This is a genomic window from Octadecabacter dasysiphoniae, from assembly GCF_021532615.1.
GTDB classification, from domain to species: domain Bacteria; phylum Pseudomonadota; class Alphaproteobacteria; order Rhodobacterales; family Rhodobacteraceae; genus Octadecabacter; species Octadecabacter dasysiphoniae.
Genome location: NZ_JAKGAQ010000001.1, coordinates 1,317,157 through 1,331,036 on the forward strand (window position 1 = coordinate 1,317,157; position 13,880 = coordinate 1,331,036).

The 13,880-nt window shown below is 56.0% G+C and carries 13 protein-coding genes; 5 read left to right on the plus strand and 8 right to left on the minus strand.

Features of this window, described 5'->3' with window-relative positions; translation table 11 throughout:
- Positions 1-54: 54 nt before the first annotated feature.
- The gene (locus L0664_RS06365) at positions 55-954 is read left to right on the plus strand and encodes a hydrogen peroxide-inducible genes activator (RefSeq protein ID WP_235224780.1); all 900 of its coding nucleotides are present in this window, start codon (positions 55-57) and stop codon (positions 952-954) included.
- On the opposite strand, the gene L0664_RS06370 is transcribed toward L0664_RS06365, so the two are convergent.
- Both L0664_RS06370 and L0664_RS06375 read right to left on the minus strand, forming a co-directional pair.
- Positions 935-2,224, minus strand: a complete 1,290-nt coding sequence (locus L0664_RS06370) for an NAD(P)/FAD-dependent oxidoreductase (protein ID WP_235224781.1) — start codon at positions 2,222-2,224, stop codon at positions 935-937. The genes L0664_RS06365 and L0664_RS06370 overlap by 20 nt on opposite strands.
- On the minus strand, positions 2,224-3,621 hold the full coding sequence (locus tag L0664_RS06375) for an aspartate aminotransferase family protein (RefSeq protein WP_235224782.1): 1,398 nt from the start codon (positions 3,619-3,621) through the stop codon (positions 2,224-2,226). The genes L0664_RS06370 and L0664_RS06375 overlap by 1 nt, the downstream gene beginning before the upstream one ends.
- Before the next feature lie 193 nt (positions 3,622-3,814).
- Here L0664_RS06375 and L0664_RS06380 point away from each other — a divergent pair, with 193 nt between their 5' ends.
- From L0664_RS06380 to L0664_RS06395, 4 genes are read left to right on the plus strand one after another with little or no spacing between them, the layout of a single operon-like run.
- On the plus strand, positions 3,815-4,903 hold the full coding sequence (locus L0664_RS06380) for a polyamine ABC transporter substrate-binding protein (protein ID WP_235224783.1): 1,089 nt from the start codon (positions 3,815-3,817) through the stop codon (positions 4,901-4,903).
- Positions 4,904-4,960: 57 nt separating this feature from the next.
- Positions 4,961-6,109, plus strand: a complete 1,149-nt coding sequence (locus L0664_RS06385; RefSeq protein WP_235224784.1) for an ABC transporter ATP-binding protein — start codon at positions 4,961-4,963, stop codon at positions 6,107-6,109.
- Complete coding sequence (locus L0664_RS06390) at positions 6,106-7,203, plus strand: ABC transporter permease subunit (protein ID WP_235224785.1); 1,098 nt, start codon at positions 6,106-6,108, stop codon at positions 7,201-7,203. The genes L0664_RS06385 and L0664_RS06390 overlap by 4 nt, the downstream gene beginning before the upstream one ends.
- The gene (locus L0664_RS06395; protein ID WP_235224786.1) at positions 7,200-8,015 is read left to right on the plus strand and encodes an ABC transporter permease; all 816 of its coding nucleotides are present in this window, start codon (positions 7,200-7,202) and stop codon (positions 8,013-8,015) included. The genes L0664_RS06390 and L0664_RS06395 overlap by 4 nt, the downstream gene beginning before the upstream one ends.
- Here the strand turns inward: L0664_RS06395 and phoB are convergent.
- The 6 genes from phoB to L0664_RS06425 all read right to left on the minus strand — a co-directional run bounded on the left by phoB (position 8,012) and on the right by L0664_RS06425 (position 13,824).
- Positions 8,012-8,692, minus strand: a complete 681-nt coding sequence (phoB, locus tag L0664_RS06400) for a phosphate regulon transcriptional regulator PhoB (protein WP_235224787.1) — start codon at positions 8,690-8,692, stop codon at positions 8,012-8,014. The genes L0664_RS06395 and phoB overlap by 4 nt on opposite strands.
- Before the next feature lie 4 nt (positions 8,693-8,696).
- A complete protein-coding gene (gene phoU / locus L0664_RS06405; protein ID WP_235224788.1) occupies positions 8,697-9,401 on the minus strand; it encodes a phosphate signaling complex protein PhoU in 705 nt (234 codons plus the stop codon).
- A gap of 10 nt (positions 9,402-9,411) precedes the next feature.
- Positions 9,412-10,173, minus strand: a complete 762-nt coding sequence (pstB, locus tag L0664_RS06410; RefSeq protein WP_235224789.1) for a phosphate ABC transporter ATP-binding protein PstB — start codon at positions 10,171-10,173, stop codon at positions 9,412-9,414.
- Positions 10,174-10,192: 19 nt separating this feature from the next.
- On the minus strand, positions 10,193-11,506 hold the full coding sequence (pstA, locus tag L0664_RS06415; RefSeq protein WP_235224790.1) for a phosphate ABC transporter permease PstA: 1,314 nt from the start codon (positions 11,504-11,506) through the stop codon (positions 10,193-10,195).
- A complete protein-coding gene (pstC, locus tag L0664_RS06420) occupies positions 11,503-12,723 on the minus strand; it encodes a phosphate ABC transporter permease subunit PstC (protein WP_268821602.1) in 1,221 nt (406 codons plus the stop codon). Before pstC ends, pstA begins: the two co-directional genes overlap by 4 nt.
- Positions 12,724-12,792: 69 nt before the next feature.
- Positions 12,793-13,824 (minus strand): PstS family phosphate ABC transporter substrate-binding protein, encoded by a 1,032-nt coding sequence (locus L0664_RS06425; protein ID WP_235224792.1) that lies wholly within the window; start codon positions 13,822-13,824, stop codon positions 12,793-12,795.
- Positions 13,825-13,880 lie beyond the last annotated feature (56 nt).

Sequence of the window (13,880 nt, forward strand, 5' to 3'; positions counted from 1 at the left end):
ATCGATCCAATTAGCTTAAGTTGTATTTTCTGATTGCTTTGATAAGAACAGCTTATGTCAAACTTGACCCTGAAACAGTTCCGCTATTTTGAAGCGCTCGCGCATCATGGCCATTTTGGTCGTGCCGCAGACGCGAGCGGAATTTCGCAACCCGCGTTGTCCATGCAAATCAAAGAGATGGAACAGGACTTAGGTGTTAAGCTGTTTGAACGCGCGGCCCGTCAGGTCCGTCTGACCCGGTTTGGCGAAGATTTCGCGCCCCGTGTTCGCGATATTCTACGGTCTGTGGACGAAGTCGAAGACCTTGCCCGATTGGCAAAAAACAGCCTAAGCGGGCGGTTGCGGATCGGCGTTATTCCGACAATTGCGCCTTATCTTTTGCCGTCCTTCATCGGGCAATTGACGCTGGCGCACCCGACGCTTGATATCCACATTCGCGAAACCCTGACGCCGCGCTTGATCGAAGAGTTGTCGGATGGTCGCATTGATGCGGCTATTGTCGCCCTGCCCGTATCCGAACCCTCGTTCGAAGAAGTGGCCATTTTTGACGAAGATTTCGTGCTGATCCGGCCGGATACAGACGCAATGCAGGCTGTACCTGACGCGGCGGATTTGGCCAAAATGAAGCTATTGCTTCTCGAAGAAGGCCATTGTTTTCGTGATCAGGCGCTGGCGTTCTGTTCGATGCGTTCGGCGCTCCCCCGGGAGGGATTGGACGGATCAACGCTGTCGACATTGGTGCAACTTGTTGGCGCGGGGATCGGCGTGACGTTGATCCCTGACATGGCCGTTTCCGTTGAAACACGGTCTGCGGCTGTTTCGGTGGCGCGGTTTACCGGCGTTCAACCCAAGCGGACAATCGGCATGATCTGGCGCAAAACATCCCCGCTTGCCGACCAGTTTCATCAGATTGCGGATATCGTCGCAACCGCGTCTAAAGTCGGTCGCGCATAGAATACCACAGCATCGCGAGAACCAGCAGCGGCGTGCGAAGGCGCGGCCCACCCGGAAAGCGCGGCGTTGGCACGGTGCTGAAGATGTCGAACTTTTCTGCTTGTCCCGCGACGGCCTGCGCGGCCAGTTTCCCACCCAGCGTCGCCATCGCGACACCGTGGCCAGAATATCCCGAAATGCTTAGCACGTGGTCAGATACGCGCGCGAAATGAGGCATCCGGTTCATTGTGATCCCCAAGGTCCCGCCCCACGCATACTCAATTTTGACGTCTTTGAGCTGGGGGAAAATATCAAGCATCGGTTTTCGAACCGTTGCTGCGATGTCGCGGGGAAATTTGTAGCCGTAGCTTTCGCCACCGCCGAACAACATGCGGTTGTCGTCTGACAATCGGAAGTAATTGATCACGAACTTGCTGTCCGCGACGGCATGATTGTCGCGGATCAGGTCGCGCGGTTTTTCAAGCGGTTCTGTTGCGGCTATAAAATTGTTGATGGGCATGACGCGCTGCGCCACCCCGTCACTCAGCGCGCCAAGATATCCATTGCAGCACAAGATCACGTACCTTGCAGAAATATCGGAATTTGTCGTGGTGACCTGCCCGTCCGATGTGACCTGAGTCGCCCTGCTTTGTTCAAATATCCGCACGCCAGCATCACGACACGCACGCGCCAATCCCAACGCAAACCGCAGCGGATGAATATGCCCGCCGCCCATATCCAGCGTGCCGCCGTAATAGGCGCGCGACCCAACAAGGGATCGCATTTCGTCTTTTCCGACAGTGCGGATAAGGTCGTAATCATATTCGGTTTGTAATTTTTCGGCGTATTTGTGGCTGTGCGGGACGCCTTTTGCGCGGTGATCAGCCTCGAGTATGCCGTCCGACCAGCCGCAATCAAGATCGTGCGCCGCAATCAGATCGCGCACCAACGCCACGGATTCTAATGATAAATCCCACAAGGTGCGCGCGTGATCCTTGCCCACCATGTCTTCTAGATCATCCTGACCGATCCGTTGGCCAGTGCCGACTTGCCCGCCATTGCGCCCCGATGCGCCAAACCCGACGCGCTGCGCATCAATCAGGACAACGTCATACCCGGTTTGTGCAAGATGCAAAGCGGCTGACAAACCTGAATAACCGCCCCCCACAATGCAAACATCACAGTCAATCGCACCTTTGGCAGGCGGAAATTCTGCCAAAGGTTCGGCCGTGGCTGCGTAGTAAGATGCTGGGTACTGCCCTGCCTGATCATTGGCGTTTAGAAGGTCCATCAACCGGCCTTATACAGCCCTTCGGCCTTGATCAGATCATACGTCTCATCAAGCGATGTCGTCGCCCGTTCGATCAATGTGTCAATGTCGGTCTTGGTAATGACCAGCGGTGGCGCGATGATCATGCGGTCCCCGACATGGCGCATCACAAGACCATTGGCAAAACACCGGGTGCGGCAGTGCAGCCCGACGGTGCCTGCATCTGCTGCGAATTTCGCGCGGCTTTCTTTGTGCGGAGTCAGCGCAATAGACCCCATCATGCCGACGATCTTGGCTTCGCCCACCAGCGGATGATCAGCCATCGCATGCCATTTATCGGCCAGATAGGGCGCGATTGTGTCGTGAACATTCTCGACGATTTTTTCTTCTTGCAGGACGCGTAGGTTTTCCAGCGCAACCGCACAGGCCACGGGATGGCCCGAATAGGTATAGCCATGGTTGAAATCGCCCGCGCCGTTTACCGTATGCGCAATTTCATCACAGACTAGCGACCCGCCAATTGGCGCGTAACCGGATGACAGGCCTTTGGCGATCGTCATGATGTGCGGGCGAATGCCGTAGTACTCGGACCCGAACCAATGGCCAGTGCGCCCAAACCCGCAAATCACTTCGTCAGCAATCAACAGAATGCCGTGTTCGTCGCAAATGCGTTGAATTTCGGGCCAGTAGGTTTCCGGGGGAACGATCACACCACCTGCCCCTTGCACGGGTTCGGCGATGAAGGCTGCGACGCGGTCCGCGCCAAGTTCATGAATTGCCGTTTCCAGCTGCTTGGCGCGTTCCAGACCAAAGGCCTCGGGCGTCATGTCGCCCCCCTCAGACCACCAATCGGGCTGGTCGATGTGGTGAATGCCAGGGATCACGGGCACGCCCTGATTTTGCATGCCCGACATCCCGCCAAGCGACCCTCCGCCAAGGGTTGAGCCGTGATACGCGTTCTTGCGACTGATGATGATGTTCTTTTCAGGCTGGCCTTTGATGGCCCAGTAATGGCGCACAAGGCGGATATTGGTATCGTTCGCCTCAGACCCCGAGCCTGCGTAAAACACATGGTTCAGATCACGCGGCGCGAGTTCGGCCAGCTTTGCAGACAGCGCAATCGCAGGCACGTGGGTCGTTTGAAAGAACGTGTTGTAATAGGGCAGTTCGCGCATCTGGCGCGCGGCGGCGTCCGCCAGCTCATCACGTCCGTAGCCGATATTCACGCACCACAGCCCCGACATTGCATCAAGGATTTTATGCCCTTCACTGTCCGTCAGGGTCACGCCATCTGCTGCCGTGATCACCCGCGCGCCCGTTTGTGCCAGTTCAGACCCCGCCGTAAACGGATGCATGTGATGGGCCGCGTCCAGTGCTTGTAGATCGGCGGTCGGCATATGGTTCGAGATCACGTTCATGTGGTGTCCTATGGTGTACGGGGCGGCACGATGCGCCTGCTTTGGGGCACAGTATGCCGCCAAACCGCCGTGTCAATTGGCGCAGATCGCCTGAACGCGCCTTTGACCCATGCCATATTGCCAAATCTTTATGCTCTATTCATAGTCGATGCCACGGACGGAAAATTCCGCCACTCACACGACAGGGAAAAACATGACAAAAACCAATTTGCTTTCCGCCGTCGCAGCCCTCGCCCTCGTGGCAGGCTCCGCGATGGGCGAAGAAGTTCGGGTCTACAACTGGTCCGATTACATTGACGAAGAATTGCTGACCAAGTTCGAGGAAGAAACCGGGATCGATCTGATTTACGACGTTTTTGATTCCAACGAAGTGCTTGAAACGAAAATGCTGTCAGGTGGGTCGGGCTATGATGTCGTCGTACCATCCGGTACGTTCTTGCAGCGCCAGATCACAGCGGGTGCCTTCCAACAGCTGGATCAATCCATGCTGTCCAACAATGGCAATTTGTGGGGCGTGATCGAAGAACGCACAGCGCAATACGACCCCGACAACGCCTATTCCATTAACTACATGTGGGGCACCACGGGCCTTGGCGTGAACACGGGCCGGGTGGCTGAAATTCTTGGTGATGATGCGCCGATCGACTCGCTTGAGCTGGTGTTCAACCCCGATAACATGGAGAAACTGGCCGAATGCGGCGTGCATTTCCTTGATGCGCCGTCCGAAATGATCCCGGCCGCGTTGCAATACATTGGCGAAGATCCAGACAGCCAAGACCCGGACGTGATCGCGCTAACCGCCCCCGTTTTTGATGCAATCCGCCCCCACGTCCAGAAATTCCACAGCTCCGAATACATCAACGCCTTGGCGAATGGTGACATCTGCGTTGCGTTCGGCTGGTCCGGTGACATCCTGCAAGCCCGCGATCGCGCATGGGAAGCCGACAACGGCGTTGAAATCGCATACAACGCCCCGACCGAAGGCGCGCTGATGTGGTTTGACCAAATGGCGATTCCCGTGGACGCCCCGAACGTGGAAGGCGCGCATAAGTTCCTGAACTTCATCATGGACGCCCAGAACATGGCTGATGCATCCAACTATGTGTATTACGCCAACGGTAATGAGGCGTCTCAGGAATTTCTGGTCGAAGACGTCATCGATGACACCGCGATCTACCCTGACGCGGACACATTGGCGAACCTTTACACGACAACGCCCTACGATGCGCGTGTTCAGCGGGTTGTGACGCGTCTTTGGACTCGCGTTAAGTCCGGCCAATAAGCTATTGATCCCCCGCGTTTTTATGGCGCGGGGGTTTTCCCTTTTTAAGGACATGACATGGCGCAGCCCAAGCCCGACACGATCTTTGCCCCGTGGGATGATCCGACAGCAAAACCCCTGATCCAGTTCAAGAATGTCACAAAACGGTTCGGCGATTTTACCGCCATCGACAACCTGACGCTTGATATCTACGCGCAAGAATTCTTTGCGCTGCTGGGGCCGTCTGGGTGCGGTAAGACAACATTGATGCGCATGCTCGGCGGGTTTGAAACCCCAACGGAAGGCCATATTTTCCTAGATGGCGTCGATATTGGCCCCGTCCCCCCGAATGAACGACCTGTGAACATGATGTTCCAATCCTACGCGCTGTTTCCGCATTTGACGGTATGGGACAACATTGCATTCGGGCTGAAACGGTCCGACATGCCAAAAGACGAAATCGGCGACCGTGTTGAAAAGATGCTTAAGCTCACACAGTTGGGCAAGTTCGCGAAACGCAAACCCCACCAGATTTCGGGCGGGCAACGACAACGGGTTGCGCTGGCGCGCAGCTTGGCCAAGGCGCCCAAATTGCTGCTGCTTGATGAACCGCTTGGCGCGCTGGACAAAAAGCTGCGCCATGAAACCCAGTTCGAACTTATGGATATTCAGGAAACCACCGGCACGACGTTTGTGATCGTCACCCACGACCAAGAGGAAGCGATGACAGTCGCGTCGCGTGTGGCTGTGATGGTCGATGGCACATTGTCCCAAGTTGCGACACCCGACCAGATATACGAGGCCCCGAATTCCACCTACGTCGCGGATTTCATCGGCGATGTGAATCTGATCGAAGGCGTGATCGAAGTGCCCGAAAAAGGCGCCGCAAAGGATGCCGTTTCAATCCGGTGGTCATCCACGGAAACGCCAATCAACGCGACGTCCGACCTTGGCCTTGCGGCGGCTGCAACGGTGCATTTTGCGATCCGGCCCGAGAAGGTTTCAATCTCAACCGAAAAGCCGGAGGCGGACAATGTCATGTCCGGCAAGATCCTCGATATTGCGTACCTCGGTAACATTTCTACCTACCACGTTGAGGTCGCGCCGGGGTTGATCATCAAAGCCCAGGCAACCAACGTGCGCCGCATGTCGCGCCGCAATCTGACGTGGGAGGACCACGTCTACCTCAGCTGGACGGACACCGCAGGTGTGGTGCTGACATCATGAACTGGCGCGCCCGCCTTTTGATCTTTGTACCCTACGCATGGTTGCTGGTTTTCTTCCTCGTGCCGTTTGGCATCGTGTTGAAAATCTCTCTCTCTGACATTGCCCTCGCCATCCCGCCCTACGTCCCGACGATGAAGGACGGGTTCTGGACGATGATCACGGGATTGGACCTTGAAAACTACGCCTTCATCGGCGCGGGCGCGGTATTCGCAACCTTCGCACTGATTGTCCTTGCGGTAGGAATGTTCCAAATTTTATATCCAAGGGTCCGTCGCGCGCTTATTCCGGATGCCAGATATGGCATATTTGATAGCGCGGCGGTGGCCCTCACCGCTTTGGCCGTCGCTGTGGTGAACATCGCGGTGCTGGTCGCGGTCCTCAGTTTCTTGTTTCCGATCCTGTCTGACTTTGTCAACATCCCTGATTTCCTCTACTTTGCGGCCTACCTCAGCTCTCTCAAAATCGCCCTGATTTCGACCTTCTTGACCCTGCTGATCGGCTATCCGATTGCCTATGGCATGGCGCGGTCTGCAGAACATTGGCGGCCCACATTATTGATGCTGGTGATCCTGCCATTCTGGACGTCATTTCTGATCCGCGTCTATGCGTGGATGGGTATCCTGAGCACCGAAGGCTACCTCAACCAGCTTCTTCTCAACATCGGGATCATCAGTGATCCGTTGGTTATTCTGAACACCAATGTCGCGGTCTACATTGGCATCGTTTACACCTACTTGCCGTTTATGGTTCTGCCGATTTACGCGGCGCTGGATAAGATGGACGACAGCCTTGTAGAAGCCGCCGAGGACCTTGGCTGTACCACGCTGTCCGCCTTCTGGCTGGTCACCGCACCACTGTCCAAACCGGGCGTCATTGCAGGGTGTTTTCTGGTATTCATCCCGACGCTGGGTGAATTTGTGATCCCGTCGCTTCTGGGTGGTTCGAACACACTGATGATCGGCAAAGTGCTGTGGGAAGAGTTCTTTAACAACCGGGATTGGCCTGTGGCCTCTGCTGTTGCTGTTATCTTGCTGTTGATCCTGATCATCCCGATCGTGTTGTTCCAGCGAAACCAGCAAGGGGACGAGTCATGAGGAAATTTTCATGGTTTAACGCGACCTCCCTCACCTTCGGGTTCGCGTTTTTGTATCTGCCGATGCTGATCCTGATCATCTACAGCTTCAACGAGTCCCGCCTTGTCACCGTCTGGGCAGGGTTTTCAACGAAATGGTACGGGGAACTGTTCCAGAACGAAGCCTTCCTTGACGCTGCTTGGGTCACCATCAAAGTCGCGTTCTGGTCGTCCACCTTGGCGACGATCCTTGGTACGATGGCGGCCTATATCATGGTGCGCACCGGCCAGTTTCGCGGGCGCGGATTGTTCAGCGGTATGATCTACGCACCACTTGTGATGCCCGAAGTCATCACCGGCCTGTCGTTGCTGTTGTTCTTTATCGCCATCGGTCTGGATCGCGGGGTTATCACTATCGTTCTGGCGCATACGACGTTCGCGATGTGTTACGTCAGTGTGGTCGTGACGTCCCGGTTGGTAAGCTTTGATCAATCCTTGGAAGAAGCCGCGCTTGATCTGGGGTGCACCCCGTTTGACGCATTTCGCAGTGTGACGTTGCCCATCATCATGCCCGCTGTCATTTCTGGCTGGCTGCTGGCGTTTACATTGTCGTTGGATGATTTGGTCATCGCGTCATTCACGTCTGGCCCGTCATCGACGACCCTACCGATCAAGATATTCAGCGCCGTGCGCCTTGGCGTGACCCCTGAAATCAACGCGCTGTCCACCATCATGATCGGGTTGGTGACCATCGGGGTCATTTCAGCATCGCTCGTGTCGCGCAGCATGTCGATCAAGGCGCGTGCGGATGAACGCCGCGCCGAACAAGGTTAACCCAGCGCGTAGCCTGCACCGCGCACCGTGCGCACAGGGTCATCGCCGTGCGCCTTGAGAATTTTGCGCAGCCGTCCGATATGAACGTCGACGGTGCGTGTATCGACATAGATATCGCGGCCCCACACGCGGTCCAGTAATTGTTCGCGCGACCACACGCGGCCGGGTTTTTCCATGAACGTGGACAGCAGGCGAAATTCTGTCGGGCCAAGCTTAAGTTCTTGACCAGCGCGGGTGACGCGGTGGGTTTCAGAATCCAATATGATGTCATCGTAGCTTAGGGATAGGCCCACAGTGCTTGGCCGCACACGGCGCAATTGCGTGCGCACGCGGGCCATCAGTTCGGCCACCGCATACGGTTTGACGACGTAGTCATCCGCGCCGGTTTCCAGCCCGCGAACCTTGTCGACTTCTTCTGAGCGCGCAGACAACATGATGATCGGAATGGCGCGGGTGTCCGCGCGCATTTTTAACTGTCGACACACTTCGATCCCTGAAACGCTTGGTAGCATCCAGTCCAGAACAATGACGTCAGGCGCGTCTTCTTGCACCAGCAACAACCCCTGCTCACCGTCCTCTGCCTGACTAACGCGGTATCCTTCCGCATCGAGGTTATAGGCCAGCACCTCGCGTTGTGCGGGTTCGTCTTCGACCAATAGAACATGAGGCTGGCTCATTGGATTACTCCGTCAACATGGACGATGTTTTGTCCCCCTTCGGGCGGTCTTCATCCGGCATTTCGCCTGTGACCATATAGATGACCTGTTCGGCCATATTTGTCACCAGATCGCCCATGCGTTCGACATTCTTGGCGATGAAATGCATGTGCATGCACGCTGTAATGTTGCGCGGGTCTTCCATCATGAACGTCAGGAATTCGCGGAACAGGGCGTTGTACATCTGATCTACTTCCAGATCGCGCTGGCGTACATTTTCAGCCAGATCAACATCGCTGCGCACGTAGGCATCAAGCACATCGCGCAACATCGCCTGAACCTCTTTGCCCATGCGACGCAGGGCGGCATCGGTTCCGTTGATCGGTTTCATTTCGGCCAGAACGGACGTGCGTTTGGCCATGTTTTTCGCGTAGTCCCCGACACGTTCAAGGCTGGATGCGAGTTTCAGGACAGACAACAGAGTGCGCAAATCTTTGGACACGGGCGCGCGCAACGCAATCGTGCGCGCCGCTTCCTCGTTGATCTCTTCCTCGAGGGCATCGATGATCTTGTCTGCCTTGCGCACGACTTCTGCGGCCTCAATGTCGCGCGCCTCAAGCGCTTTGGCGCCTTCAAGGATGGCGTGTTCGACCAAACCGCCCATTTTCATGATAAGCGCTTGAATTTTCTCAAGATCGCGATCGTAAGCTGATGAAATATGTTCGTTCATGGTTTGCTCCTTACCCGATCCGGCCAGAGATATAGCTCTCGGTGCGGGGGTCTTCGGGGTTGGTGAAAATCTTGTCGGTTTCGCCGTATTCCACAAGGTTGCCGAGGTGGAAGAACGCGGTCTTCTGGCTGACGCGCGCGGCCTGCTGCATCGAGTGGGTGACGATCACGACGCTGTAGGATTGGCGCAACTCGTCGATCAGTTCTTCGACCTGTGCTGTCGCAATCGGGTCAAGCGCGCTGCATGGTTCATCCATCAACAGAACCTCGGGTGCCGTGGCAATGGCGCGGGCGATGCACAGGCGTTGTTGTTGACCACCCGACAGCCCCGTGCCGGGTGCATCAAGACGATCCTTGGCCTCATTCCAAAGCGCTGCCTTGCGCAGGGATTTTTCAACGATTTCGTCCAGATCGGATTTGTTGCGCGCAAGCCCGTGAATTTTGGGGCCATAGGCGACATTATCGTAGATCGATTTGGGGAACGGGTTGGGTTTTTGGAACACCATCCCCACCTTTGCGCGCAACTGCACAGGGTCGACAGCGGGGTCATAGATGTCTTCGCCGTCAATCCGAATGTCACCCTCAACGCGGCAAATATCGATCGTGTCGTTCATGCGGTTCAACGTGCGCAGGAACGTGGACTTGCCGCAGCCCGACGGGCCGATAAAGGCTGTCACGGTCTTGTCTTCGATCTGTACATCCACGTCTTTGATGGCGTGGTTGTCGCCGTAATAGACCTGAACGCCTTTGGCAGAGATTTTGTAGTCAGTCATTGTATTGTCCTTCATGTCACTACCAGCGACGTTCAAATTTCTTACGCAGGAAGATGGCCAGCGCGTTCATCATCAGCAGGAAGATCAACAAAGTGATAATCGCGCCAGACGCACGTTCAACGAAGGCAGGGTCACTGCGTTGGGTCCAGTTGAAGACCTGTACAGGTAACGCTGTGGCCGCTTCGCCAAACAGTCCGGCGGTGTCTGAATAGGCAGCGGGGTATTCTTTGACGAAGGCGACCATGCCGATCAGCAGCAAAGGTGCAGTTTCACCTAAGGCCTGCGCTAGCCCGATAATCGTGCCCGTCAGGATGCCCGGTGCGGCCAATGGCAACACATGATGAAACACGGACTGCATTTTGGAGGCACCCACACCAAGTGCGGCGTCACGGATGCTGGGCGGGATGGATTTCAGCGATGCGCGGGTTGAAATGATGATCGTGGGAAGCGTCATCAGTGTCAGCACAAGCCCCCCGACCAGCGGTGACGATTGGTTGAATTCTGCAAAGTTGATGAAAATCGCGAGGCCCAGGATACCGTACACAATCGACGGTACGGCGGCGAGGTTGGCGATATTCACCTCGATGATGTCGGTGATCCAGTTCTTCTTTGCAAATTCCTCAAGGTAGATCGACGCGGCAACCCCGATGGGCAGTGCCAGACACAACACAACGGCCATCATATACAGCGATCCAAGGATCGCGACGCCAAGGCCCGCGGCCTCTGGGCGTTGATCGGATGCGTCGGGATTGGTGAAGAAATCAAAGTTGAACTGTTTGACCAAGGCACCATCGGCGGCCAATCTGTCTGCCAATTCCAGCTGCAGGGGTGTCACGTTCTTGTCGAGAACGGCCGTTTCTGCCGTAACCCGCCCTTTGTAATACCCGTCGATCCGCCCATTCGCCAGAAGATCCAGTTGGAACGTCGTACCTGCCGCCTGCGGGTTGGCGAGGATGAACTTTCGGAAGGTCGACCCAGCCTCACCTGAAATCATGCCAAAGGCGTCGGCCTCTGGCGTGTCTTGCAACAAGTCACGTTCGCTTAGGTAGGCGAGCAATCCCGTTTGGATAATCTTGTTATACGCGCCGGTTTTCAGCAGTGCGGATTCAGCCGCTTCGATTTCTTCAGCGCTGATTGTGACGGGAAAGCTGATGTAGGTTTGACGAAAGGACGATGCGCCGTTCGCGATGATTGAGACCAGCAACATCGTCAGGGCCGCAACCGCGATACCGATGGCACCAAGGCCATAGGCGCGGAACCGTTTTTCGGCGGCATTGCGTTTTTTGGTGCGGGCATCCAGCGTCAACAAGGAGCCGTGCTTAGAGGTACTCATTCGTATTGCTCCCGGTATCTGCGCACGATGAACAGGGCCATGACGTTCAGGCCAAGCGTGATGACGAACAGGGTCAAACCAAGGGCAAAGGCGACCAGTGTCTCGGGTGATCCAAAGTCCGTATCGCCTGTCAGTTGGCTGACGATTTTAACGGTGACGGTTGTCATGGCCTCGAACGGGTTAAGCGACAATCGCGCCGCGGCCCCTGCCCCCAAAACCACGATCATGGTTTCCCCGATCGCACGCGATGCCGCGAGCAGAACCGCCCCCACGATGCCGGGCAGCGCGGCGGGTACAACAACCTTTCGGATGGTTTCTGATTTGGTGGCACCAAGGCCCAGTGATCCGTCGCGCATCGCCTGCGGTACAGCGTTAATGATGTCATCAGACAGCGACGACACGAACGGGATCAACATGATGCCCATCACCAATCCGGCGGTCATCACGCTGGATGCAGATTGGCCCAGTCCCATGGGTTCGGCGAAATAGTCGCGTAGCAACGGGCCCACCGTGACGAGCGCAAACAGACCATACACAATCGTCGGGATACCGGCCAGGATTTCGATCAGCGGCTTGGCCACAGACCGCAACCGTGGCCCTGCGTATTCTGACAGATAAACAGCTGCGAACAATCCTACCGGGACGGCAAAGACCAGCGCGATAAAGCTGATGTAAAGTGTGCCCCAGATCAGCGGGATGATGCCAAGATCACTGTCGCCGCGAAAGTTGGGCGACCACGTGGTGGAAAAGAAGAAGTCGCGAAAATCGTATTGCCCAAAGAAGTTGAGCGTTTCAGACACCATCGACAACACGATACCGACCGTCGTTAAGACGGCGATGGTTGAGGCAAAAATAAGCAGCCCCATGATCCATCCCTCTGATGCGGTACGGGCCCGAAAGCTGGTGGAAATTCGTAAAAGCGACAGCACAAAACCTGTCACCGCCAGACCGATAAGAATGATGTAAACCATCGTCGGATTTTCGGGCACCAAGGCCACGTCACTGCGCGCCGCGATGCGCGCACCAATTGCCCACACCATCATGACAGCCAGCGGTGGCAGCAAGGTCGAAAGCGCGGTGTTCAATCCATGTTGATGGGGCAGCGACGTCAGCGTGCGGATGTCACCCCCAGCAACCGAAAGCGCGCGTTTGCGGGCTACGACATAGCCCAAGACCGACAAAACGGCTGTCGCAATAAAAGGAACCGAGAGAGGCAGCACACGATGTCCGATCTTTTTGATGGAACAACGGGGGCGATATGAACCGCCCCCGTTTAGAATGAAAGATTAGTTGCCCAAAGTCGTCAGGTTGGCAACCGCCGCCTGCGTGTCAGACAATTCCGGGTCAGACACAAGACCGTAAGCCGAAAGCGGTCCGTCAGGCCCTGCCAATTCATCGGCAACAAAGAAGCCTGCGAATTCTTGCAAGCCCGGGATCACACCGACATGGGCCGCCTTGAGGTAGAAGTACAGCGGACGCGATACCGGATAATCCCCCGCTGCGATGCTTTCAGTTGTCGGGACAACTTCGTTCATCGTCGCAACCTGAAGTTTGTCGGTGTTGTTTTCATAAAATGCGAGGCCGAAGACGCCGATGCCGTTTGAATCCGCTTCGATGCGGGCCAGCGTTTCGGTGTAATCACCGTCGATGTCCACGGACAAACCATCCGTGCGCACGGCCATGCAAGCGCGCTCTGCGTCGTCTTCAGACATGCCCATTTCGATCATGGCATCATATGCGCCGGTGTCTTCGCAGCCCTGCAACAGAACCTTTTCTTCGAACACTTCGCGGGTTCCGTGCTTTGTGCCCGGAATAAACGCCATGATGGGCTGGTCTGCAAAATCGCCGTTCACGGACGCCCAATCCATGTTCGTGTTCGCAACCATGGCGCCGTCCATGGGCATTTCAGCCGCCAAGGCCATGTACCAATCGGATGGTGTGAACGCGAAGTCATTGCCATCGATGTCAGATGCGAAAACAATGCCATCGTATCCAATGCGGACTTCGACGATGTCCGTCACACCGTTTTCGGCGCAGGTCGCAAGTTCGGAGTCTTTGATTGCGCGGGATGCGTTTGCGATGTCGATGGTATTTTCACCAACCCCTTCGCAGAACCGTTTCAGGCCGGCAGATGATCCACCAGATTCCACGACCGGTGTCGGGAAATCGGAATTCTCGCCGAACACTTCGGCAACAATGGACGCATAAGGCAGCACCGTGGACGAACCCGCAATTTGTACGTTGTCACGGGCAGCAGCGGCGGTGGCGGAAATGGCAGTGATCGCCAATGTAGATGCGGTCATTTTTAGAAAAGACATGTGAAGCTCCAGCTTTTTTGTCATTTAACCCCGCGCGAGCCGCAGGATCATTACGG